Genomic DNA, 23386 nt, shown 5'->3' on the forward strand with positions numbered 1-23386 from the left:
GCACTTTCTTTAATTAGTCTTGCCCATAGATACAAGACGTTAAGAAAGAGAGGAGCAAATTTAGCGTTGCAAATCATTTACTCGCATTTAGGCAAACGGACTTCGCTTTATAATTGAGGAGGGTAATGATGAATATATTTGTAATTATGAAACGTACCTTTGATACAGAGGAAAAAATTGTAATTCAAAACGGGAAAGTGGATGAGGAAAGTGCGGAGTTTATTATTAATCCATATGATGAATATGCAATTGAGGAAGCCATCGTGCTTCGAGATGAGCATGGTGGAGAGGTGACGGTTGTTACGGTAGGGGAAGAGGAGTCGGAAAAGCAGCTTCGTACTGCTTTAGCCATGGGAGCCGATAAGGCTGTTCTTTTAAATAGTGAAGAGGTGGAGGAATATGATCCGTTTACGACTGCTTTAATTCTATCAACCTATTTAAAAGAACAAGAATACGATATTATTCTTGGTGGTAACGTTGCGGTTGATGGAGGTTCTGGTCAAGTGGGACCTCGTGTGGCAGAAAGTTTAGAAATCCCACAAGTGACAACGATTACAGAATTATCAATTTCAGATGGAATAGCTACGATTGTTCGCGATGTTGAGGGAGACAAGGAAACTGTAGAAGTATCGTTACCTGTTTTAGTGACGGCACAACAAGGGCTTAATGAGCCAAGATATCCATCTCTTCCAGGAATTATGAAAGCCAAGAAAAAGCCTCTTGAAGTATTGGATTTAGATGATATTGATTTAGATGAAGATGATGCGCGTGCTAAAACGGAGACGGTTGAAATTTTCTTACCACCAGAAAAGCAGGCAGGAAAATGTCTAGAAGGTGAGCCGGCTGAACAAGTAAAAGAGTTAGTATCACTATTAACATCTGAGGCAAAAGTTATTTAATCGAGCTACGCCTGTTAGAAGCTCGAGAAAAATCGGTTCGTCTTATGAAGACAAAAAGCGTCTTCAGAAGCCGCCCCTAATTTTTTCTCGCTTCTGAGCGAACAGGCTTCGCTTTATATTCAAAGGAGGAGTTTTCATTGGTGAAAAAAGTATTGGTTGTTGCGGAGATAAAGGATCAGGAGTTACGTCAAGTTTCATTCGAAGCTTTAGCGGTTGGACATGAATTATCCGCTGGTGGAGAAGTAGTAGCCGTATTACTTGGAGAAAATGTAGACAATTTAACTACTCAGCTTTTCCATTATGGAGCTGATCGAGTGGTCACTGTAAATGATGAGAAATTAAAAGACTATACGACAGATGCTTATCAACAAGCCTTGTTACAAGTGATAGATAAAGAGAGTCCTGAAGGGATTATTTTAGGGCATACATCGATCGGTAAGGATGTGAGTCCAAGGCTTGCGATGAAGTTAGAAGCAGGACTCATTTCAGATGTAACTGCGATTGAAAGTGAAGAAGGGCAAGTCGTTTTTACCCGCCCGCTGTATTCTGGAAAAGCATTTGAAAAGAAAAAAATTAAGGAAGGAATCGTAATGGCGACGATTCGTCCAAATAATATTGCACCTCTAGAAGTAGATGAGTCAAAAACGGGTGACATCACACCAGTTTCCGTTGACATTAAAGATATTCGTACGATTATTAAAGACATCGTCCGTAAAACGAGCGAGGGTGTTGATTTATCCGAAGCGAAAATTGTCGTTGCCGGTGGACGTGGAGTAAAAGGAACGGAAGGATTTAAACCATTGCAAGAACTTGCAAATGTTTTAAATGGTGCAGTTGGGGCGTCACGTGGAGCGTGTGATGCGGAATACTGCGATTATTCCTTACAAATCGGGCAAACAGGAAAAGTAGTGACGCCTGATTTATATATCGCATGCGGAATTTCTGGAGCGATTCAACATGTAGCCGGGATGTCCAATTCCAAAGTGATTGTTGCCATTAATAAAGACCCAGAAGCTCCTATTTTTGATATAGCAGATTATGGGATTGTTGGCGACCTATTTGAAATCGTTCCGTTGCTAACAGAAGAGCTGAAAAAAGTTTTAAAAATCTCAGAAACGATTTAATAAAAAAGGGTATGAACTGATTATATACAAGAGGAAGTGGTAGGAATGTCAACTTTTTTAATCATCAACACCATTGCTTTTTTACTCATAACTGGATATGCCTTTTATTTGTTTGGCTCACTCGTGAAAACCCGCTATGACTTTATCAAACTAGGAAAAAAAGCAGAGTTTGACCACTCAATGAAAGAACGATTATATGAGGTTTGGGTGAATGTATTTGGTCAAAAAAAGGTGATGAAGGATAAAAAGAGTGGAATCATTCACGCCATGCTCTTTTACGGTTTTTTATTCGTCCAAATTGGAGCGATAGATTTTATTTATAAGGGGCTCGTTCCAGGGGCACATTTACCTCTGGGACCCCTTTATCCCTATTTTGCTCTTTTCCAAGAGTTTGTCGTTGTAATGATTTTAATTGCGGTCATATGGGCTTTTTATCGTCGATATGTTGAAAAGTTGCCGCGATTAAAACGAGGATGGAAAGCTGGCCTCGTTCTCCTATTTATTGGTGGATTAATGACTTCCAAGCTTCTCGGAAAAGGGATGGAAATGATCTGGTTAGAAAAGTCATTTACTGGCTTTGAGCCTGTTGCTTCAAGCCTTGCTGTTTTATTTAGTTGGCTCCCACTAGGAGTCGTGGTTGTCTTTTTCTACGTGTTTTGGTGGGCTCATTTGTTATTTTTATTAACGTTTTTAGTTTATGTGCCACAATCCAAGCATGCCCATTTAATTGCTGGGCCGATCAATGTTTTTCTCGGACGTACTCATAAGGTTGGTCGACTTGCCTCCATCAATTTTGAAGATGAGGACCAAGAGATTTTTGGGAAAAATAAAATTGAAGATTTTAACCAAAAACAATTATTGGATTTGTACGCCTGTGTAGAATGTGGAAGATGTACGAGTGTTTGTCCAGCTTCAGGAACCGGAAAAATTCTTTCGCCGATGCATTTGATTACTCACATGAGGGATCATTTAACGGAAAAAGGTGCCGCAATTACGAGTAAATCACCTTGGATGCCAACGTATTTATTTAATAATTCAAAAGCAAATCAGTTGGCAGTGGCTGGTGAAGGGGCGGATGAGGTTGCCGCAAGTTATGGCGTTAATTTAATTGGAGATGTTATTACGGAAGAAGAAATTTGGGCCTGTACAACCTGTCGTAACTGTGAAGATCAATGTCCAGTTATGAATGAGCATGTTGATAAGATCATTGATATGAGAAGATACCTTGTTTTAACAGAGGGAAAGGTCGATCCAGATGCTCAAAGGGCGATGACAAATATTGAACGCCAAGGAAATCCATGGGGGATTAACCGTAAAGATCGTGAAAAATGGGTGGATGATCGAGATGATTTGTATATCCCGACAGTGAAACAACTGAAGAAAAAAGATGAAGAATTTGAATATTTATTCTTTGTTGGTTCAATGGGATCCTATGATAATCGTAGCAAGAAAATCGCTCAATCTTTTGTAAAAGTAATGAATGAAGCAGGAGTGAAATTTGCGATTCTTGGTAATAAGGAGAAAAATTCAGGTGATACACCAAGACGTATCGGAAATGAATTTCTGTATCAAGAGTTGGCTGTCGCTAATATTGAAACCTTCCAAAAAAATGAGGTTAAAAAGATTGTGACTATCGATCCTCATGCTTATAATACTTTCAAAAATGAATATCCTGATTTTGGCTTAGAGGATGTTGAGGTGTACCACCATACGGAGCTTATTGATAAATTGATTAAAGAAGGAAAAATTGTTCCGAAACATGAAGTCAATGAAACGATCGTGTATCATGATTCCTGTTACCTCGGTCGATATAATGAAGTATATGAACCACCAAGGGAAATTTTAAAAGCGATTCCAGGTGTTAAAGTAGTTGAGATGAAACGTAATCGTGAAAATGGAATGTGCTGTGGAGCAGGCGGGGGCTTAATGTGGATGGAAGAGACAGTCGGTAAACGTGTAAATGTCGAACGGACGGAGCAAGCATTAGCCGTTAACCCCAGTGTGATTAGCAGCGGCTGTCCATATTGTTTAACGATGCTAAGTGATGGTGTTAAAGCAGTTGAAGAAGAAAATGTGCAAACACTTGATATCGTGGAAATCGTTGAACGTTCTATAGTAGGATAATAAAAAAACTCTAACTATGTTTAACACGTAGTTGGAGTTTTTTTATTTGTTTGTCATATCGTTTAAGCTTGGAGTCGTTTCCCTAAGATAATCAAGTCACGTTCAATTCCATCCAATTCAGCTACTTTTGGCAAATCGGCCCATTGTTCAAATCCAAATCTTTTAAAAAGGTTTAGGCTTGGTTCGTTATGACCGAAAATGAAACCAAGAATCGTTTGAATTTGAAGTGTGGGTGCAGCTTCAATGGCGTATTGTAATGCTAGTTTTCCTAATCCGTGACCGCGATAGTCTGGATCTAAATAAATGCTAATTTCAGCGGTTTTTTGATAGGCCGGGCGACCGTAAAAGGATTGAAAGCTAACCCACCCGCAAATTTTATCATTATCTTTGATAACCCATAGCGGTCTTGTTTTGGGATTATGCTCCTCAAACCAATCGACTTTGCTTTCGACTGATACAGGATTTAAATCCGCTGTGACCATCCGACTTGAAATTGTTGAATTATAAATGTCGACAATTGTTTCTAGATCAGCTCTGGTCGCATCGACAAAATGAAACGGTTGACTCATTATATCCACCTCAATTGATTTAATAGTAGTTTAGCTGAGAGATTAGATGTAAGCAGACATTGCCAATTACTAATTTTATATATTTTATCAGATTTTTAGGGAAGCGGATATATCGAGTTGACAGAATAGGAATGGAAACGTGGATGTCGGGAGTGGACAAAAGGAAATAGGTAATGAAAAAAGAGCAGATGGAATGACGGTGCAAATAAAATAACAATAAAAAAGCAGATAAAAAAAGCCGCCATAGCTTTTCCATCTGCTTCTATTTTATCTGTTGATTATCTGTCAGACTTAAATATAACGTTCTATTAAAGGTTTGACAAATAAGGCAAGGCGTAATTTCAGTGTTTCATCGGGGTTTTTTAAATTGGTACCGAGAATTTCTTCACATTTTTTGATTCGATATATGACGGTGTTGCGATGGACAAACATACTTTTCGCTGTGTCAGATATTTGGCAGTGGTTACTAAGGAAAGTCATTAATGTTAAAACTAAATCTTCCTTTTCTTTATCATCTGGGTCGGCTAATTCTTTTAATGATGTTAAATAGTAATCTTTAAGCTTTTGAATTGGGATCGTTTTCAATATCTCAGTTAATTCTTTCGTACGATACATTTTAATAAAGGATTGTTGATTCTCTCGAAAGCCAGAACGTAAGGCTTCGACAGCTTCTTGAAAGGTTCCTGGAATTTCTAGTAAGTTTTCATTATTATTACTTATCCCAAATGAGAGTGTAATATCAAGCATCTGCTGTAAGTCTGATTGGATGTTATTTAAAGTATCGATTAACTGTGCTTCAATCGTTTCACTATAAAAATCAAAGCCAACAATAAATGTAAACAGATCTCCTTTTGTAAATAGCACACATTCCGAATAGTGATTGAGGAGTAATGTTTCGAGTAGCTCATATGTACGCTCTCGTTTTAATCTTAGTTTTTTCTCTTCTTTTAAAGGAAAGGCTGTTGTTTGCATAGTTGAATCTGAATCCATTTTACATGTGATACAAACATATTGATGAAAACGCTCTAGACCAAAGGCTTTACCACGATTTAATAACTCTTCTTTTGTGGTGATCGCTCCATCAACTAAATCAGTAAAAAACTCATGTTTTATTCGTCTTTCCTGTTGCTCAATGGCATATAGCTTCATAAATTCAAATGAGATTACATTTGCAGATTGTTCAACAGCTAATATAAAAGGAGAAGATTGGCTGGGAGACCCTCCCAAAATAATTAAATAACCTTTTTGCTGACTCGAAGCGATAATGGGATAAAGAATAAAGTTTTCATATACATGTTCTTCTTTATCATGCGGTAAGGTTAATTGTTGATAGTTTAAATACTCCTTGTCATGGATGAGCTCATGAACATACCAATAGACGTCAAAAAATGACTCTTTATCAGCTGTTGTGGAGGCGGTCATAATATCAAGGCGATCATTAAGTAAGACGACGGGTACCTCTAACAACTGAGAAAGCCGTTCAACAATAGCGTTAAAACCTCCACCTGATAAAATAATGTCCGTAAATTCTCGGTGGATTGTTAAAGCATAGTGAAGATCAGATGTTTGTTCTTTCAAAATGTAACCTAATGCTTCATTTAACATTTCACCTAATGAGTAATCAAGTGAAAGTTCAATGATTGGAAAATCGAAATCATTGGCTAGTTCTAGAATCTTGTCGGGGATTTTTTCAATATATCGTTTTGTTTTTAGACCTAAGCCTGCACATCCTTTTTCGGCCATTTGTTTGACTAACTTGTAAAGCTCCTCTTCGTTTTGTAGAGAATAAGCTGTCGTGAGGAGAAGCTGATCTTTATTTAAGTAATGAATAATATCTGGTGCATCCATTAAGTTAACAGACTGAACATGACGTTTTAGACCATCTCCCCCAGCGACAACTTTTGATTGTTTAAATGTTGAAAGCTCTAATATTTTCTTTAGCTTCATTTTATTCTCACCCCGTATGGCATCCCTTTTATTATAATGTACAGAAAGTAGAGCTTAACATATACTTTTTTGAGATATAATCTTACAAAAAAGATCCAATCATTGTTTAAAACGTCCAAAATAAAGAGTGTATATTAAAAAATTCAATCAAATAGGTCAAAAAGTTTGAGCTTCTTTAGTTATAATAACTAGTTCTTTTCCACCTTTAGATACTTTGTCTACTATTAGGTTGAGTTTGGGTGGTGTATAACATAAAAGTCTAGAAAAATCACTACTGACATGTGGAGGGATGTAAATGCACAAATATTCTTTAGAAGAAGTTAATCAAATGTCAAATGAAGACTTTATCCAAAAGATCGGTCATGTATTTGAAGATTCACCATGGGTAGCTGAAAAAACGTATGGATTTGCAGAACTGAATGGTGTAGACCAATTAAAAGAACTTTTTACGAGCACGGTCTTTCAAGCTTCGGAACAGGAGCAACTATTTTTATTAAGAGCCCATCCGGATTTAGGGGCGAAATTAGAAATGACCGATCATTCCGTGAAGGAGCAACAATCAGTTGGTTTAAATGTACTATCTAAGGAAGAGTATGAGTTCTTTTTCTCTTTAAATCAGCGATATATGAAGAGGTTTGGTTTTCCATTTATCATAGCAGTAAAGGAGCACACAAAGGAAAGCATTAAAGAGCAGATGCTAAAAAGGGTCGAGCACTCCTATGATAAGGAAAAAGAGAAAGCCTTAAAAGAAGTATGTAAGATTGCTGGATACCGATTAGATCAAATGTTAAAAGAGTAAAAAGGAGGAAGTCCAATGGCAGGAGCATTAACGACTCATGTGTTAGATACGAGTATAGGAAAACCAGCAGCACAAGTTAAAATCGATTTATGGAAGATTGATTCAGGGAGAAGATGTCTATTAGGGTCATTTGAAACGAATCAAAATGGCCGTATTGATCACCCCTTACTTGAGGGGAAAGATTTTACTGAAGGGGTTTATGAATTAGTCTTTTATGTGGGGATGTACTTTGGTGAAGTCGCTTTTTTAGATAAAGTGCCGATTCAATTTCATGTCATTGATCAAAAGGAGCATTATCATATTCCGCTATTAATTGCACCAGGTGGTTATAGTACATATCGTGGGAGTTAAACAAAAAGCACTAATATGACACGAAAGAATTCGAAAGTATGTTAGTTAACCTTACTGTTCATCCCGATCAATCTGTTTGACTATTTACTAGGTGAATGCCTGTTTCTAGCTTTTATAGCAAGAATAGGTGAGGCAGTATAATTGGTTGAATTGTTTAAAATAACTATAGGGTTATCTTCAATTTAGTCATTTTATACAATGAATCATTCCTTTGATCTTCATATAATTTTGTTTAACAGGACAATATGTCAAAAGGATGCTCAAATTAGAGGGGGAATGACTTAATGATAAAAAGACCTAATATCAGAAAATGGTTAATCGTTGTAGTACTAATGGTTTTTAGTGGTTTATTGGCTGCTTGTGGTGGCTTTTCAAATGATGAAGCAAGTACAGGTGGAGGTTCGGATTCTTCAGATGCTTTAAAAGAAGTGAAACTCGTCTTAAACTGGTTTCCAAAAAGTCAGCATGGTGGTGCTTATGCGGCTGTTGAGCAAGGGTACTTTGAAGAGCTAGGTTTGGATGTAACAGTAGAGCCGGGGGGGCCACAAGTTTCAGGTGTACAAATTGTCGCTTCTGGAAGTGCAGAATTTGGTCTAGCGCATGCCGACCAAATTTTACTTGCTCGAAATGAAGGGGTAGAAGTGAAGTCAATTGCTGCGGTTATGCAATCTAGTCCACAAGCGTTTATGTTTCATGAAGGGGCTGAAATCACAGGTTTTGAAGATTTAAATGGACGGGCGACCTATGTTCAACCAGGTGTTGCTTATTGGGAATTTCTCAAAGGGGCTTACGATTTATCAGGAGTGGAAGAGTTAGCTTATACGGGTCAGCATGTCAACTTTTTAGGAGACTTAGAATCTGTTACCCAAAGCTTTGTGACTTCAGAGCCTTATATGCTTGAAAAGGAAGGAGTGCCAACAGAGACATTATTAATCTCTGAATCTGGTTATGATCCTTATCAGGTCGTCCTTTTTTCGACGGAATCTTATTTAGAGGAGAATGAGGAATTAACGAAAGATTTTGTTGCGGCTTTCTTAAAAGGTTGGGAGTATTACAAAGATCATTCGGATGAGATTAATGAAATCATTCATGAAGATAACCCTGAAATTGCTTTAGATGAATTAGCAGATGAAGCGGACAAACAAATAGACTTTATTTTTGGTCATGATGCGACGGAAAATGGGGTTGGTTATATGTCAGAAGAACGCTGGGCGTTGTTGATTGAGCAATTATATGAACTTGAATTATTAAAAGAAAAAGTCAATGCTTCACAAGTATTCACGCCGAGCTTTTTACCTTAAGTCATTATTAAGAAGAGAGTTTTCCATCCGGATGACTTTCTTTTTTTGTGGAAAAAAAGCTGAGCCTCTGCTAGTTCGGTGTAAAAAGACAGATTATGTCACGGGCAATTGCCGAGCTTTCGATATGTAAAATGATGTGAAGGAGGAGGGGATTCTCCTACCAATAAGGAAATAAAGAGAAGGTGATAGATTCATATATTAATGTAGGGTGTTTATCTCATTAGTTAAAATAACTAAAGGGTATAAGTCTTTTTAGTTAACATGCATAATGACGCTCGTTTAGAAACGAACTAGAATGGACGATACGAGATATGGTGTATTCTTAAGGAGGGGGACTAGAATGATAGCTTCTATGCAAATTAATAAAAAGAGATTATGGGAGACCATTGAAAGATTGAATCAAATCGGAAAAGATCCGCTGTACCCTGATAAAGGGAATACACGTTTATCCTTATCAAAAGAAGATTTATTAGCAAGAGAGCTTTTGATTAAGCTGATGAAAGAAGTTGGTTTAAGTGTAAAGGTAGACGCAGTCGGAAATATTATTGGTCGACTGGAAGGGGCGAATCCGAAAGCTCCTGTTGTCATGACAGGCTCCCATATTGATACCGTTTATCAAGGTGGAAAATTTGATGGCACACTAGGTGTATTAGGTGCGATTGAAGCTGTCAGAAGATTAAAGGAATTGGAGATACAATTAGAGCATCCAATTGAAGTCGTTTCTTTTACAGATGAAGAAGGGACTAGATTTGGGACAGGGTATATTGGCAGTCGAGCAATGGCCGGGGAATTGAAGTTACCAACCTTAGAGTTAAAAGATGATAGTGGAATAACTTTATTTGAAGCATTAAAAACGGCTGGTTTAGAGCCAGAAAAATTTAAAGAATGTATAAGAGAAAAAAAAGAACTTAAGGCCTTTATTGAAATGCATATTGAACAAGGGAAAGTACTTGAGGAAAATCATTTAGCGGTCGGTGTCGTGACCCATATTCAAGGCCCTGTTTGGTTACAGGTTGAGCTTGTTGGTAGCACCGATCATGCTGGAGCAACACCGATGCATATGAGAAAAGACGCTTCCCTTGCGATGGCGGAAATGATGTTAGCTGTTGAACAAATGGCGATAAAGTATGATGGGGTCGGTACGGTTGGGAAGCTTCATATTGAGCCAGGTGGGGTCAATATTATTCCAGGGAGAGCCGAATTTTCAGTTGATATGAGACATGTTGACTATAAAAAAAGAGCGGAGATGATCGAGGAGCTTCACCTTTTATTTAAAGAAATTTCCGAAAGGCGTGGCGTATTAGTCAAAGTTGAAGTCAACAAAGAAGTCGACCCTGCTACATGTTCACCGGCACTTGTTCAGTCGATTGTCGATACATGTGGAGAATTAAAAATACCTACGATGACCTTACCATGTGGGGCCGGGCATGATTCCTTAATGATGACCAAAATCACAGAAATGGCGATGATTTTTGTTCGTTCCAAGGGTGGTATTAGTCACAATCCTTTAGAGTGGTCAAGTATCGAGGATTGTACGACAGGTACAGAAGTGTTATTTCAGACGTTATATAAGTTAGCGAAATAAATAAAAGGGGAGAGCCGAATGAGATTACAACAACCTTTACATATTCCAGTTAGAACGATTATGACACCAGGTCCAGTAGAAGTCGACCCGAGAGTACGACAAGCGATGTCTCATTCGATATTAGGTCAGTTTGATCCAGCTTTTACATCGATTATGAATGAAACGATGCAATTGTTAAGAGAGGTACTTCAAACGAAAAATGAATGGGCCTTTCCAGTCGATGGAACTTCACGAGCAGGAATTGAAGCAATGCTTTGTAGTGTAATTGAAGAAGGCGATAAAGTACTTATTCCGTGTTTTGGTCGTTTTGGTTATTTATTAAAAGAAATCACCGAACGCTGCGGGGCAGAAGTGACGATTATTGAGAAAGAGTGGGGACAAGTCTTTGAGCCAGAAGAAATCATCATGGCATTAAAAAAAGAGCAACCAAAAGTACTGGCAATGGTGCATGGTGATACATCGACTGGAAGAATGCAGCCTCTCAAAGAAATCGGAAAAGCGTGCCGTGAACTTGATGTTTTATTGATTGTGGATGCGGTGGCAACTGTCGGCGGTACCGACGTGAAAACGGATGAATGGTTTATAGATGGTCTGATTACTGGGACGCAAAAATGTTTGTCAGTCCCATCTGGAATGGCACCATTAACTTATAACGATCGAATTGAAAAAATCCTAAAAGAAAGAAAATCGATTGAACAAGGTTTGATTACGGAAACATCTGAAGTGAATGTGAAAAGAAGAATTAAAAGCAATTATTTTGATTTAAGTCAATTACAAGATTATTGGAGCCCAGCCCGGTTGAATCATCATACTGAAGCAACAGCCATGCTATACGGTTTAAATGAAGGGTTGAAGTTAATTCTCGAGGAAGGGTTGGAGCAGCGTTTTGAGCGACATCGCTTAAATGAACAAGCATTAGTAGCGGGAATTAAAGCGATGGGGTTATCTTTATTCGGAGATGAAGCGAGTAAGATGCCGACAGTTACTTGTATCACAATTCCAGAGGGAGTTAATGGCGAGCAAGTAAGGAGGGTGCTGCTTGATGAATTTGGAATTGAAATTGCGAGTTCATTTGGTCCACTAGCCGGGAAAATATGGAGGATTGGGACGATGGGGTATAGCTGTCAAAAACGAAATGTTTTGATAACACTTGGTGCCCTTGAAGCCGTACTTATAGGCAATGGAGTATCCGTTCATCGAGGTGAGGCGGTGCAGGCTGCGTTGTCTTATTATTCAGAAGCTCTAAATGAAGAGCGTGTCGTTTTATAAAGAGAGGGAATGGTTGAAGCAGATGCTTTAGCCATTTTTTTCTTTCGAGAATTAGGGGAATATTGGTTTGAAAATTAGGAAGATAATGTATAATGAAAGGAAATGATTAGATTAGTAGGTGTCTTTATGAAATTAGTCTTTCAATCAATCTTTTTTTCTCTTATCGTACATATCCTCTATTTCGTCGGGACTTTTGTTTACTCCTTGTTTAGCACTATTTTGTATACACCAGATATTAGCCATACCTATGACAGTGTAGCGTATCTTCAATCGGAAGTGTCGTTTGGTTCCATTAACCAAGGACCGATTCCCGGCATCTTTTTTGTGTCTTTTTTTGTTGTTGCTTTAGCAGGAGCTTTTTTGATTTTTATAACAAAGAAGTATGTTTTGACTAGCAGAACAGTTTAGAAAGCTTCCTTTCCTTCCATTTAATCTTTTTCTTAATTGGGATTTTTTTGATAAAGTAGTACTTAGAATGAAATAGAAAGTTGGGGTAAGATGCATACAGCAATTCGACTTGTGAATTTGGAGAAGCGATTTAGAACTAAACACGCGGTCAAAGATGTCAATCTAACGGTGAATAAAGGGGAATTGTTCTGTTTTCTTGGCCCCAATGGTTCGGGTAAAACGACAACGATTAAAATGATGACAGGTTTATTGGAACCTACAGCTGGTTTTATCGAGTTGGTCGGAATCGATATTGCGAAAAAGCCAATTGAGGTCAAAAAGAAAATGGCTTATGTCCCTGATCAGCCTTTAATCTATCCGAAGTTGACGGGTCGGGAGTATTTAGAGTTTATTGCGAGTGTATTTGAGGTTGAAGATGAGTTATTTGAACAACGAATGAAACATTATACAGAGTTATTTTCGTTAAAGGATCGTATAGATGAATATGCTGGTGATTATTCACATGGAATGAAACAAAAGCTCTCCCTCTGTGCCGCTTTAATACATAAACCTGATATTTTATTTTTGGATGAGCCGACAGTCGGTTTAGATCCCAAAAGTGCTAAAACATTAAAAAGCTTACTAAGACAATTATGTGATGATGGCATGACCGTTTTTATGTCGACACATATTTTAGAAATAGCCGAGCAAATGTGTGATCGAGTTGGCATTATAAAAAATGGACAACTCATAACGGTCGCTTCGATGGATGAATTAAAAAAAGAAAGAGGAAATGATTCGACTTTAGAAGATATTTTCTTAGATTTAACAGGGGATGCCGAATCTCAACTTCTCGCCTTAAGTATGAAAGAGGAGGAAGTTTAATGTTCCGCCTTTTAAAAATGTTCATTAAACATGAGTATCGTGACTTATCTTCCAATACGGCTAAAGCATTTGCTTATGCTTTTTTAGCCTTAATAGGACTCTTCGTTTTATTTATGGCAGGAAGTTTTATGATGATGTTGGCCAGGCATGCTCCTGAACAAGCGATTCAAATTATTAATGAGTATGGACTTTTGCTGCTTTCGCTCGTATTACTTATTTTTACGATTCCGCTTGTCTTTAATCGTTTGTTTAGTGACAGTGATCTTGAATTATTATTTACGCTGCCTATAAAAGTAAAAGATATCTTTTGGGCAAAATTTCTTTTGAACTTATTGGGTGTACCGATTATTGCCTATGGATTTGCTGTTTTTTGTCTGACCGTTTTTGGGGTGTCGGCAGGAGCTTCTTTTTTCTATTATCCGATTAGTTATATCGTGACCTTTTTCTTTATCATTTTAAGTATATCGCTTGCTTATTTAATTAACTTATTATTAATTCAACTGATCCCGCCAACAAAAGCGAAGGAGCTATTAACCGCTGTTTCGGCTTTAACAGGGATCATCTTTTATTTAGGTTTTCAATTACTAAATGTTAACTTTTTTTCTCATGATGGAAATATGGATTGGAATCAACTTGCTGGAATTCCAGAGTGGCTACCGATGCATTGGGGGGCTGTTATTATAACGGACTCCATATTGGGAGAATGGCAAATGCAGACCGTCATCATGTTGTTATTTTTAATCATTTTAACCCTATTCATTTTTTGGATTTCATCTATTTTGGTGGAAAAAGCTTTACTAACCGGTTGGGTTAATCTAAGCGAATCGAGTGGAAGGAAAAAGAAAAATCAAAAGAGAATAAATAAAAAAGCCACTATTTATGGACCGATTCGGATGATTAGTAAAAAGGAATGGCTTATGATTAAAAGAGATGTTCGTGAGTGGACAGCGGTTATTCCAATGCTTGTTATTATCATTTTTCCTTTTTTGAATTTACGAGATTTTGAAGGAGGATGGTCTGCCTTACAGCAAGCTCCGTACATAACTTGGCCAACGTTACAAGTGAGCTTTTGTTTTATGGCCGTACTCGTGTCAGGAATATTTAGTGCAGGCTCTTTAGGTCGTGAAGCGTATGCGATTGATTTACTGCGAGTTCTTCCACTATCTGGTTGGAAGGTAGCCGTCGGTAAGTTTTGGGCGAATGTAGTTATTATGACTGCCTTTGTAGCGGTGGTACAAATTGTTTCAGGTATGATTTTAAATTGGTCTGTATTAAGCATCTTCTTAGGCTGGTTAGGGATTACAGGTGTGTTAGTAGGAGCTGTAGCAATTGGCTTATTTATTAGTAGTATTGGCAGTAAATACAATCCAAAAAATCCACAAAACCGAGTCGATACAGGAAGCTCGATCATTATGATGATGATGTTATTTTTTTACTTGTTTATCGTCTCCGTTCCGACAGCACTCACCTTTTTTCCTAATGAGTATTTAAGTGATATTTTGAATGCGGCGGAATCTGAGCATGGGATACCTTCCTTTTTTATTGGTTTTTTAGAAGGCAGTTTAGCATCGGGATTATGGAGCAATCTGATTGGGCTTGCCATTTATCTTGTTATGATTGGATTCGTCACATGGGGGAGTTTGGCAATCTGTGCAAAAAATATAGATAAAGGTGTTAATATTACCTTTGAGGATAAGTAGAAAAAGATTCCATGAAGTCAGGAGAAGATGGCTTTATGGGGTCTTTTTTTGTGATTGTGTGAAAATGGATTTGGATTGGTAATGGAATTGGGGAGTTACGGGGATTAGGATGCGAAAAAGTGCTGATAGGTAATGAAAATTGCGAAAAGCCAGGATTAGAGTACGAAAAGTCAGCAATAGGTAGTGAGGAAAAAGGAGCTATCATGTAGGCGGTTGCAACAGGATAGCTTTCTGCTTTCCCCTCTAAGATTAAGAATCAACTGAACGTGAAGAAGAGGTTTTTTTGGATGTTGGTTGCTTATTTGAAAAGAATCTTCTTTGTAAAATATGTTCCTTCATCGCATCAAGTACGTTTTCATTAATTAATGTAATGCGGTTAGCATGGGCTAACTTTTTAGTAGATAAGGAATAGCCTTCAATACAGACTAGAAAACTATGATTAACCTTTTTGTTTTGATTATAGTTAATTAGTTGCTGGATAGTTGGACTTGTTACCTCTTTATTTTGGATAAAAACAGATGTTTTCTTTTTGCTTTTTTTTAATAAAAAAGCAGCAATTCCCTCATTTTCTTCTACCTGATAGCCTTGCTTTTGAAATAAGAGCTTCAGTAATTCGTGTAATTCAGCTGCTGTTAAATCTGAATTTGATTTTGAGGCTAACAGTTTAAGGTGTTTTTGTTTTTTGGACCATTTGTTTAGTTGCCGGATGGAAACAATCAAGGCAAGACCTGATGCAGTATATAAAAAGAGTAGCTGATTGTAATGGTAAAGTTGAATCAATAAATAACTACAAATAAATAATAAAATCGGTATTAAGTTCTTTTTATCGTTCATTAATGAATAAACCTCCTTTATAAAAATGCGTAATTCTCTTACTTCTTATCATGACTTTGTCACCTTTTTTTATACCTCCAAAACAGAAGATTTTTATTCTCATAGGAAATAAAAATATATATTTTTGATAAATGCTCTAATAAATTACGTCATAAAATCTAACAATTGGAAATTAATCTTCCTGTTTTTTCGTTATGATACAAGGAAACGAGGAGGGGGAAAATGTATGAAGACATATCAATTAATCATTCATTCTGTGACAGTCGTGACAGATTCTTCTATTTTTAAGGCAGATATTGCGGTGGAAGACGGGAAGATTGTCGAACTGACTGAAGCAGGGATATTAAATGCGAAGGCGAAGACTATGATTAATGGGGAAGGTTTACATCTATTTCCAGGTGTGATTGATGTTCATCTTCACTTTAATGAACCGGGGCGGACCGCTTGGGAAGGATTTGAGACAGGCAGTGCCAGTCTAGCAGCAGGCGGGGTAACGACTTTTTTTGATATGCCACTTAATAGCAATCCACCAACAATCAATCGAGTGGAGTACGATAAAAAGAATGAGCTTGCGAAACAGAAATCACTTGTAGATTACCGGTTATGGGGTGGTCTTGTTCCGAATAATCTAGATGATTTGCAGGATTTAGATGAGGCAGGTGTTATTGGGTTTAAAGCTTTTATGTCTGCAAGTGGGACTGATGACTTTGTGTTTTCTGAGGATGAAACTTTGTTAAAAGGAATGGAAAAAATCGCTGAACTGGATGGTATCCTTGCTGTACATGCTGAATCCAATAAAATGGTGAATGAACTATCAGAAAAAGCCATCGCAGAAGGAAGAACGTCTGTAAAAGATTACAGTGAGGCTAGACCGATTGATTCCGAATTAGAAGCGGTTGAACGAATTTTACGATTTGCCCAACAAACAGGATGTCGTGTTCATATTTGCCATGTCAGCAGTCGTAAAGTCATCAAACGAATTTTACAAGCAAAAAGAGCAGGCATTGATGTGACGGTGGAAACATGTCCCCATTATTTATATTTTTCATTAGATGAGTTTGAGCAAATAGGAGAATTAGCTAAATGCGCCCCGCCATTAAGACCTCGAGATGAGGTGGAGGAGCTTTGGCAGGCATTAAAAGCGGGTGAAATTGATTTAGTGAGCTCTGATCATTCTCCATCTCTACCTGAGTTAAAAAAAGGCGAAACGATTTTTGATGTTTGGGGTGGAATTTCTGGCTGTCAAAGTACATTAAATGTGTTATTAACGGAAGGTTATCATAAGAGAAATTTGGCTTTAACAGATATGGTTCGACTATTAAGCGTTCAACCAGCGAAACGGTTTAAACTTTACCCCGAAAAAGGGACAATCCAAATTGGTGCCGATGCGGACTTTGTTTTAGTCGATTTAAATGAAGAATTCACGTTAAAAACAGAAGATTTACAATATCGTCATTCGATAAGTCCGTATGTTGGGGAGAGATTTAAAGGAAAAGTAAAATATACAATTTCTCAAGGTGGAGTTGTTTATGACGACAAGTCTGGTGTGACAAATAAGTGAATCTTAGTTACTTTTAACTAATCCATCTAAAACCAATTCCGTACCATTGAAAACATGATAAACTAGTACAGTTAAATCGTTAGGTACATAAAGATAAAACTCGTATTTTTTCAATTTATGAGGAGAAAGTATGGGTTTATACTTCAAAAAAGGTTTGAGAAAGAGGTTAGAAGATTGACTGGAAAAACGCATATTATCGGTGGACTTGCCTTATCGGCCACCGTCGCACAATTCACGAGCTATGACCCATTGGCCTTAATGGTGTCTGGAGCGGTTGGAGGATTATTACCAGATATTTGCCATAGTGGGAGTAAAATCGGGAGAAGGTTCCCCCTTTTATCGAAAACGGTCAATACGCTTTTTGGGCATCGGACGTTTACGCATAGCTTATTGTTTTTATGTATCGTTGCATTTTTAATGAATAAGTTTGTTCCAGTTGAAGCGATTACCATTGGCTTTTTATCAGGCATGATCAGTCACTATGTATTGGATTCATTTACTCGGAATGGGATTAAGTTTTTTTATCCGTTAAATTGGACCGTTCGTTTTCCCCTAACAATTAGAACGGGAAGCGCGATAGAGAATATCATTACCACAGGGTTAACAGTGGTCGTGATTTATTTTACGGTCGGTTTTATTTGGAGCTATTAATATTATCATTAAAGAGTCTGTCTAAAAGCACGTAATAAAAAAGGGATAAGAAGGTTATTTGAAGCCTCTTTATCCCTTTTTTTATTAGATTTATATAAAAACGTGTGTGGAAGTGACATGAAGAAGCTTTTTCGATATTATTTCCCTCTCATCATCAATCATGTAAAATAAGTAATAGGAATTCTCAAGCTTTGAGTGGAAGGTTGATTCGCATGAATGCTCTTGAAACATTACGGATGATTTCAAAAACGTTGAATGAAGGTGATAACTTAGAGGGAATGCTCCAAGCGGTATTGGATGCTTTATTAGAGACGACTGGAATTGAAAGCGGTTGGATCTTTTTAATGGATGAATCGGGGCAGCAGCAATTAGTCGCTTCTTCTGGTTTGCCGGCTGGATTATCTCATAATGAATGTGAACCTCTAAGAAAAGGTGGGTGCTGGTGCTTAAATAAATATAAAAACAAAGAGTTAACACATGCGATTAATATTATGAATTGCAAGCGTCTTGAACAAGCGACTCTTCATAATTTAGGCAGTACGAATGGCATGGAAAGGCATGCAACCATTCCGATTCAAGCAGGAGAAGAGTCATTTGGATTAATCAATGTTGCGTCGCCAAGAATTGATCAGTTTACTAATCAGGAGCTAGAGTTGTTTGAAACGGTCGCCTATCAAATTGGGGCAACAGTGAAACGGTTTCGACTCTTTTTACAAGAACAAGTGCGGACCAAAATCCTCTCGCAGTTTGGAAAATATATAGCGATAATGAAACAGGAAACGGACGAACGACGTTTTTTGGAGCAGGCGGGTTCGGTTATGCTCACCTTTTTTGATTGGAGCGGTGTGCAGTTATCGTATGGCACGGAAACGTTTTTTAATGGCGTGAAAAATCGACATATACATAAAGGAACGATTGAATTAGATGGAGAGGAATTATCATTGATGATATTTTCCAGTCATTTTTCGAAAGAATCAGAGTCGCTTATTCAAGATCTTATGGCCCATTTATCTCTTCATCTTAAGCAAATCCAACTTGAAAAAAAACAACAGGTGATCGTACGGACGGAAGAGAGGAATCGTTTAGCACGCGATTTACATGATTCTGTTAATCAGTTATTGTTTTCATTAATATTGCATGCAAAGGGGTTAGAAAAACGGGTGGATGATCCGGTGATTCAAGCTTCTGTTCAATCGATTCATGAACTAGGCAATGAAGCTTTAAAGGAATTAAAACAGTTAATCTACCAATTACGACCGGAGGGACTAGAGTTTGGTTTAGTGTCTGCGATTAAAAAATATAGTGAGTTAATTGGCTTACAAATTGAGGTTCAAGCAAAAGGGTTAAAAGCATTATCGGAAGAACGTGAAGTTTGCTTATGGCGAGTACTTCAAGAAGCAATTAATAATTGTAAAAAACATGCTGCAACGAATAAGATGAGGATTTGCCTCATTTTTTCTGAGGAAAAGGTTGAAGTTTTTATAGAAGATAAAGGGGTAGGATTCGAGAGGAAAGAAATAAAAAAAGGTGTCGGTATTAGTAGTATGTTAGAGCGAATAAATGAAGTTGGTGGCTCCATTCAAATTGATTCCAATCTAGGAGAAGGAACAAAAATTGCGATTATTTTGCCGATTAAATAAAGAGTCTTTTAATTGAGGGGGGAGTGAGACAGATGACGATTAAGGTGATGATTGTTGATGATCATACCGTTGTTCGGAAAGGATTAATTTATTTTTTGGAAACAGTGGAAGACTTGACGGTTGTCGGGGAAGCCGAAAATGGAAAAGAGGCCATTGATAAAGTGAAAGACCTCCAACCTGATGTCGTTTTGATGGATCTTTTAATGCCTGTAATGGATGGAATTGAGGCAACAGAAAAAATGGTGCGTCAGTTTCCAAGGGTCAAGGTGCTTATTTTAAGTAGTTTTTCCGAACATGACCATGTGATTCCAGCCTTGCAAGCCGGAGCTAGTGGCTATCAATTAAAGGATATTGAGCCCGAACAGTTAGTGGAAACGATCCGAGCTGTATACCTGGGCGAAAGTAAATTGCATGATAAAGTGACTAAATATGTGTTAACGCGTATTTCCAATGTGACTTCTGAGGAAGAAAAGCTCGTGAAATCTTTAACGAAGAGAGAAAAGGAAGTTTTAATTGAAATTGCAAAAGGAAAGAGCAACAAAGAAATAGCGGCTGATTTAGAAATTACCGAAAAAACGGTTAAAACCCACATTTCAAATGTTTTTAGCAAAATAGAGGTTAATGATCGAACTCAAGCAGCCTTATTTGCGATTAAATTTAAAATCGCCCATTTTTAAGGAGGAGGGATTGCCAAAAGCCATTTTATTGGCTTTTAGCAGTCTTTTTCTTATTGTGTATTTGTTTGTATTAGACTATCTACGGCGCAAAGTGGGATAAGCGGCACCATTTACTCCATTAATTCAATGACTTCATGGTCTAACCCTTCATAATAAACCACTTTTAATCCATTGCTTAAATGATAAGGGCCATCGCTTGCTGTGAACCCTTTTTTAGTTAATGCAGTGATTTCTTCCATTAAATTAGGTACTTTTAAGGCAAAGTGGACAGTTGCTGGTTGAGTCTTTCTTACTGTCTGCTTCGAGTGAATGAGTTCAATGGTGAAGGAATCGAGTTCGATAAAAACAATTTCATCGTCATCCATTAAAAAGCTTTCTCCCACTTTTGCGTCAAAAAAATCCTGATAAAATTGGAGTGAATTTTGCAAGTGCTGAACTTCAATGCCGATATGGTGTAAGGCGTACATTAGCTCCTCCTTAAAAAATTAAATTTAAATCGCCAAATTCATGCCATAAATATTGCTGTTCCAGTGCGTGTTGATAAGCGACAATAATATAAGCTTCCTCAGTAAAAGCACACAAGAGGTCGAGATGACTCGTATCTGGTTCGTGGAGGCCTGTTATGAGACCGTCCACCATTTGAAGTGGGTGCTGTTTGTTTATATATAAATCAGTTGTTGCTGTTTCTCCGTTTAGTGGGTTATTTTCTAAAGTTAATGATTCAAGTGCTCGAACAACGGTCGTGCCGACAGCGATGATTTTCCGACCATGATGTTTGGTCTTTTTGATTAATTCAATCGTCTCTACTGGAATTGAATAGGTTTCAGGGTGATTTTTTGGATTTGGCCATTTATTACCACCGTAATAACTAATACCAGCATGTAATTCAAGAAATGCAATTTGAATGCCTGATTTTTTAAGTTGCTGAATCAACTTCCACGAAAAGGCTCGACCTGCTGAAGGCATCTCCACTGATCCTGGAACCGAGGCGAAAATCGTTTGATAATCTTGCATTGGCCACGGTTCATGGATGTATTCGTAACGGATTGGTGCACCATATTTATAAAGGTACGACAAAATCGGTTCGAATATTTGCTGAAATTCTACAACAACTAAAGGAGATTCACTACCAGGGCCCATTATGTTTAGCTGTCCACCCCCTTCAAGTAAGATACAATCTCTCTTTTCATCATTCTGAAAAATTAAGGCTTCCCATTCTAAATCCGTTATTTTTCGAGCAAGACGAATTTCTATTTTTTGATCTTCGCTTTTTAGTAAAGCAGGAATGGTCCTACTTTTGTTAAAAACAAGTAAATCGCCAGGTGACAAAAGTTGGGGTAGGTTTGATAAATGGTGATCGGTTACTTCACCTGTTTGTTTATTTAACACCATCATGTTGACTTGAGAACGACTGTCCTCCCGATATTCAGCTGGAGTATTGGCATGTAAATTGGTCGGAATTTGAAAGGATTGGTGAAGATTATTGACTGTGCTCATTATAAATCCCCCTCTAAATATTCAACGATCTCAAAACGTTTTCCGTTAACAGAGCCTTGATTATGAATAATTTGATCAAAAAGTGGTAAAAGCTGAGTTGGTTTTAACAATGGATAATCGCAATGAGGAACAGCAATATCATGCATGACTGTATCCATCTCTCCTGGATCAATCAGGCATGTTTCAACACCTGTATCTTGTAGTTCGTCTGCCCATGTTTGGATCAGCCCTTCTACAGCGAATTTAGAAACGCCATAAGCCCCCCATTCAGCAAAACCTGTTTTTCCAGCAGCCGATGTGAGGGTTATAATCAAACCTTCATTCCGAGCAAGCATTCCTGCTAGCACTCTTTTCGACATAAGGAACGGATTCATAATATTTACTTGTAACACTTGTTCAAATTGAGTATCTGAATAGTCGGCAAGCTCCGTTGGGCCAGGCCCAAATATAGACGCATTATTAATAAGAATGTCAATTTTTCCAAAAGAATCCTCGGCAACGGATACGATTCGGTCGACATCATTAGCATTTGAAACATCGGCTTCAAGTGCTACAACTTCTGCTCCGAATGATTCGGCTTTTAATTTGACAGGGAGCAATTCTTTTATATTTCGTGAACAAATAACTAATTGGTTTTGTTTTTTAGCAAAATGATAAGTTAACGCTTCTCCTAATCCTCGTGAAGCTCCAGTAATAAGAATCACTTTTTTGTTTACATTCATTTTTTTAGCTCCTTTTATTTGGTTAACTTTATTTTAGAAAAAATAAACTATTTCGACATCGTGGATTAGATGGAGGAATGAGTACCAAAATGGTCTGAGTGTTTCTACAACTTTTGATGTAGAGGTGTATGCAAACGTCTGTTTGTATACTTTTAGAATTTCAGGTAAAATAGAAGGATATTAAAGCTAAAGGAATGAAACAATATGGCCTTTGAACAACAGCTCCTTTTAATCTTAGTCCTTTTGTTGTTAGTCACAACTGTCATTTGGGTGATCGCACGCAGGTTAAAGAAGCAGAAATACGATTTAATGAAAATAACGCTTCGTGATATTGATCGAATGAGTGGACATGAATTTGAGGATTATTTGCTCGTTTTATTTGCCGCTATAGGCGTGGGAACGATTTATCAAACGAAAAAAAGCCGTGATTTCGGAGCGGATATGGTTTTTTATAATGATGAAAATGAAAAAGTTGTCCTGCAAGCAAAAAGGTATACAGATAAATTAGGGTTATCAGCGGTACAAGAGATTTACGCAGCAAGGGCTTTTTATGAGGCTGAAAAAAGTATAATTGTCACAAGTACGGATAAAATATCAGACCCATGTTATCAATTAGCGGCGGCGACTCAGGTCGGAATTATTGACCGGCAAGGACTCGATGAATTAATAAAATCATTTAAAAAAGGAAAAGGAGACCGAGCAATTCAACTGATTGTCGAGGCGACTTCAGGTCAAAACTATCAATACATTGATACCCTTGAAAGGCTTGAAACGAATAAAACAACGGTAAAAGCAGGTGAATATTTTTACCGAAAGAGAGGATAAAAAAATCTGCAAGGCCAGTTGACTTTGCAGATCATTGTT

22 protein-coding genes are annotated in these 23386 nt (G+C 37.6%); 16 read left to right on the forward strand and 6 right to left on the reverse strand.

All coding sequences use genetic code 11. From position 1 onward, the window contains the following. Positions 1-128 precede the first annotated feature (128 nt). The 3 genes from AA0017_RS01525 to AA0017_RS01535 all read left to right on the forward strand — a co-directional run bounded on the left by AA0017_RS01525 (position 129) and on the right by AA0017_RS01535 (position 4147). Positions 129-899, forward strand: coding sequence for an electron transfer flavoprotein subunit beta/FixA family protein (locus AA0017_RS01525; RefSeq protein WP_413378853.1), 771 nt, complete (start codon positions 129-131; stop codon positions 897-899). Between the two features lie 137 nt (positions 900-1036). Further along, the gene (locus AA0017_RS01530) at positions 1037-2023 is read left to right on the forward strand and encodes an electron transfer flavoprotein subunit alpha/FixB family protein (RefSeq protein WP_413378855.1); all 987 of its coding nucleotides are present in this window, start codon (positions 1037-1039) and stop codon (positions 2021-2023) included. 45 nt (positions 2024-2068) lie between these two features. After that, positions 2069-4147 carry a (Fe-S)-binding protein gene (locus tag AA0017_RS01535; protein WP_413378857.1) on the forward strand — a complete coding sequence of 693 codons (2079 nt, stop codon included), beginning with the start codon at positions 2069-2071 and terminating at the stop codon, positions 4145-4147. 62 nt (positions 4148-4209) lie between these two features. On the opposite strand, the gene AA0017_RS01540 is transcribed toward AA0017_RS01535, so the two are convergent. Further along, complete coding sequence (locus AA0017_RS01540; RefSeq protein ID WP_413378859.1) at positions 4210-4716, reverse strand: N-acetyltransferase family protein; 507 nt, start codon at positions 4714-4716, stop codon at positions 4210-4212. A gap of 291 nt (positions 4717-5007) precedes the next feature. Next, positions 5008-6663: a PucR family transcriptional regulator gene (locus tag AA0017_RS01545; protein WP_413378861.1), complete on the reverse strand. Its 1656-nt coding sequence runs from the start codon at positions 6661-6663 to the stop codon at positions 5008-5010. 295 nt (positions 6664-6958) lie between these two features. On the opposite strand from AA0017_RS01545, the gene uraD reads away from it, so the two are divergent. The 8 genes from uraD to AA0017_RS01585 all read left to right on the forward strand — a co-directional run bounded on the left by uraD (position 6959) and on the right by AA0017_RS01585 (position 14940). Beyond that, a complete protein-coding gene (gene uraD / locus AA0017_RS01550; RefSeq protein WP_413378863.1) occupies positions 6959-7462 on the forward strand; it encodes a 2-oxo-4-hydroxy-4-carboxy-5-ureidoimidazoline decarboxylase in 504 nt (167 codons plus the stop codon). A 15-nt stretch (positions 7463-7477) separates the two neighbouring features. After that, on the forward strand, positions 7478-7813 hold the full coding sequence (uraH, locus tag AA0017_RS01555) for a hydroxyisourate hydrolase (protein ID WP_413378865.1): 336 nt from the start codon (positions 7478-7480) through the stop codon (positions 7811-7813). Positions 7814-8097: 284 nt separating this feature from the next. Continuing rightward, entirely contained in the window at positions 8098-9114 is a 1017-nt protein-coding gene (locus AA0017_RS01560; protein ID WP_413378867.1) for an ABC transporter substrate-binding protein, read from the forward strand. Positions 9115-9454: 340 nt separating this feature from the next. Beyond that, positions 9455-10699, forward strand: coding sequence for a Zn-dependent hydrolase (locus AA0017_RS01565; protein WP_413378869.1), 1245 nt, complete (start codon positions 9455-9457; stop codon positions 10697-10699). An 18-nt stretch (positions 10700-10717) separates the two neighbouring features. Beyond that, positions 10718-11968, forward strand: a complete 1251-nt coding sequence (locus tag AA0017_RS01570) for a pyridoxal-phosphate-dependent aminotransferase family protein (RefSeq protein ID WP_413378871.1) — start codon at positions 10718-10720, stop codon at positions 11966-11968. Positions 11969-12094: 126 nt separating this feature from the next. Next, complete coding sequence (locus AA0017_RS01575; protein ID WP_413378873.1) at positions 12095-12376, forward strand: hypothetical protein; 282 nt, start codon at positions 12095-12097, stop codon at positions 12374-12376. Between the two features lie 90 nt (positions 12377-12466). Beyond that, a complete protein-coding gene (locus AA0017_RS01580) occupies positions 12467-13240 on the forward strand; it encodes an ABC transporter ATP-binding protein (RefSeq protein WP_413378875.1) in 774 nt (257 codons plus the stop codon). Further along, entirely contained in the window at positions 13240-14940 is a 1701-nt protein-coding gene (locus AA0017_RS01585) for a putative ABC transporter permease subunit (protein ID WP_413378877.1), read from the forward strand. Before AA0017_RS01580 ends, AA0017_RS01585 begins: the two co-directional genes overlap by 1 nt. A 249-nt stretch (positions 14941-15189) precedes the next feature. Here the strand turns inward: AA0017_RS01585 and AA0017_RS01590 are convergent, their stop codons facing one another. Beyond that, the gene (locus AA0017_RS01590; RefSeq protein WP_413378879.1) at positions 15190-15774 is read right to left on the reverse strand and encodes a restriction endonuclease; all 585 of its coding nucleotides are present in this window, start codon (positions 15772-15774) and stop codon (positions 15190-15192) included. Between the two features lie 226 nt (positions 15775-16000). On the opposite strand from AA0017_RS01590, the gene AA0017_RS01595 reads away from it, so the two are divergent. The 4 genes from AA0017_RS01595 to AA0017_RS01610 all read left to right on the forward strand — a co-directional run bounded on the left by AA0017_RS01595 (position 16001) and on the right by AA0017_RS01610 (position 20303). Next, on the forward strand, positions 16001-17335 hold the full coding sequence (locus AA0017_RS01595) for an allantoinase (protein ID WP_413378881.1): 1335 nt from the start codon (positions 16001-16003) through the stop codon (positions 17333-17335). A gap of 174 nt (positions 17336-17509) precedes the next feature. Beyond that, positions 17510-17986 (forward strand): metal-dependent hydrolase, encoded by a 477-nt coding sequence (locus AA0017_RS01600; protein ID WP_413378883.1) that lies wholly within the window; start codon positions 17510-17512, stop codon positions 17984-17986. A 191-nt stretch (positions 17987-18177) separates the two neighbouring features. Next, positions 18178-19626: a GAF domain-containing sensor histidine kinase gene (locus AA0017_RS01605; protein ID WP_413378885.1), complete on the forward strand. Its 1449-nt coding sequence runs from the start codon at positions 18178-18180 to the stop codon at positions 19624-19626. 32 nt (positions 19627-19658) lie between these two features. Continuing rightward, on the forward strand, positions 19659-20303 hold the full coding sequence (locus AA0017_RS01610) for a response regulator (RefSeq protein WP_413378889.1): 645 nt from the start codon (positions 19659-19661) through the stop codon (positions 20301-20303). 110 nt (positions 20304-20413) lie between these two features. Here AA0017_RS01610 and AA0017_RS01615 read toward each other — a convergent pair whose 3' ends face one another. The 3 genes from AA0017_RS01615 to AA0017_RS01625 are packed head-to-tail and all read right to left on the reverse strand — an operon-like array spanning position 20414 to position 22522. Continuing rightward, positions 20414-20770, reverse strand: coding sequence for a VOC family protein (locus tag AA0017_RS01615; protein WP_413378891.1), 357 nt, complete (start codon positions 20768-20770; stop codon positions 20414-20416). 10 nt (positions 20771-20780) lie between these two features. Then, positions 20781-21800 carry an S-adenosylmethionine:tRNA ribosyltransferase-isomerase gene (locus AA0017_RS01620; protein ID WP_413378893.1) on the reverse strand — a complete coding sequence of 340 codons (1020 nt, stop codon included), beginning with the start codon at positions 21798-21800 and terminating at the stop codon, positions 20781-20783. Then, positions 21800-22522 (reverse strand): SDR family NAD(P)-dependent oxidoreductase, encoded by a 723-nt coding sequence (locus AA0017_RS01625; protein WP_413378895.1) that lies wholly within the window; start codon positions 22520-22522, stop codon positions 21800-21802. The genes AA0017_RS01620 and AA0017_RS01625 overlap by 1 nt, the downstream gene beginning before the upstream one ends. Positions 22523-22726: 204 nt before the next feature. On the opposite strand from AA0017_RS01625, the gene AA0017_RS01630 reads away from it, so the two are divergent. Further along, positions 22727-23347 carry a restriction endonuclease gene (locus AA0017_RS01630; RefSeq protein ID WP_413378897.1) on the forward strand — a complete coding sequence of 207 codons (621 nt, stop codon included), beginning with the start codon at positions 22727-22729 and terminating at the stop codon, positions 23345-23347. Positions 23348-23386 lie beyond the last annotated feature (39 nt).

The organism is Alkalihalobacillus phoenicis, assembly GCF_047302405.1.
In the GTDB taxonomy this organism is placed as follows: domain Bacteria; phylum Bacillota; class Bacilli; order Bacillales; family Bacillaceae_D; genus Alkalihalobacillus.

What these genes read in the sequence shown, in the direction of transcription:
- AA0017_RS01525 (WP_413378853.1), top strand. Translation starts at nt 129, where the DNA reads ATGAATATATTTGTAATTATGAAACGTACCTTTGATACAGAGGAAAAA.
- AA0017_RS01535 (WP_413378857.1), top strand. Translation starts at nt 2,069, where the DNA reads ATGTCAACTTTTTTAATCATCAACACCATTGCTTTTTTACTCATAACT.
- AA0017_RS01540 (WP_413378859.1), bottom strand. Translation starts at nt 4,716, where the DNA reads ATGAGTCAACCGTTTCATTTTGTCGATGCGACCAGAGCTGATCTAGAA.
- AA0017_RS01545 (WP_413378861.1), bottom strand. Translation starts at nt 6,663, where the DNA reads ATGAAGCTAAAGAAAATATTAGAGCTTTCAACATTTAAACAATCAAAA.
- uraD (WP_413378863.1), top strand. Translation starts at nt 6,959, where the DNA reads ATGCACAAATATTCTTTAGAAGAAGTTAATCAAATGTCAAATGAAGAC.
- uraH (WP_413378865.1), top strand. Translation starts at nt 7,478, where the DNA reads ATGGCAGGAGCATTAACGACTCATGTGTTAGATACGAGTATAGGAAAA.
- AA0017_RS01560 (WP_413378867.1), top strand. Translation starts at nt 8,098, where the DNA reads ATGATAAAAAGACCTAATATCAGAAAATGGTTAATCGTTGTAGTACTA.
- AA0017_RS01565 (WP_413378869.1), top strand. Translation starts at nt 9,455, where the DNA reads ATGATAGCTTCTATGCAAATTAATAAAAAGAGATTATGGGAGACCATT.
- AA0017_RS01570 (WP_413378871.1), top strand. Translation starts at nt 10,718, where the DNA reads ATGAGATTACAACAACCTTTACATATTCCAGTTAGAACGATTATGACA.
- AA0017_RS01575 (WP_413378873.1), top strand. Translation starts at nt 12,095, where the DNA reads ATGAAATTAGTCTTTCAATCAATCTTTTTTTCTCTTATCGTACATATC.
- AA0017_RS01580 (WP_413378875.1), top strand. Translation starts at nt 12,467, where the DNA reads ATGCATACAGCAATTCGACTTGTGAATTTGGAGAAGCGATTTAGAACT.
- AA0017_RS01585 (WP_413378877.1), top strand. Translation starts at nt 13,240, where the DNA reads ATGTTCCGCCTTTTAAAAATGTTCATTAAACATGAGTATCGTGACTTA.
- AA0017_RS01590 (WP_413378879.1), bottom strand. Translation starts at nt 15,774, where the DNA reads ATGAACGATAAAAAGAACTTAATACCGATTTTATTATTTATTTGTAGT.
- AA0017_RS01595 (WP_413378881.1), top strand. Translation starts at nt 16,001, where the DNA reads ATGAAGACATATCAATTAATCATTCATTCTGTGACAGTCGTGACAGAT.
- AA0017_RS01610 (WP_413378889.1), top strand. Translation starts at nt 19,659, where the DNA reads ATGACGATTAAGGTGATGATTGTTGATGATCATACCGTTGTTCGGAAA.
- AA0017_RS01615 (WP_413378891.1), bottom strand. Translation starts at nt 20,770, where the DNA reads ATGTACGCCTTACACCATATCGGCATTGAAGTTCAGCACTTGCAAAAT.
- AA0017_RS01620 (WP_413378893.1), bottom strand. Translation starts at nt 21,800, where the DNA reads ATGAGCACAGTCAATAATCTTCACCAATCCTTTCAAATTCCGACCAAT.
- AA0017_RS01625 (WP_413378895.1), bottom strand. Translation starts at nt 22,522, where the DNA reads ATGAATGTAAACAAAAAAGTGATTCTTATTACTGGAGCTTCACGAGGA.
- AA0017_RS01630 (WP_413378897.1), top strand. Translation starts at nt 22,727, where the DNA reads ATGGCCTTTGAACAACAGCTCCTTTTAATCTTAGTCCTTTTGTTGTTA.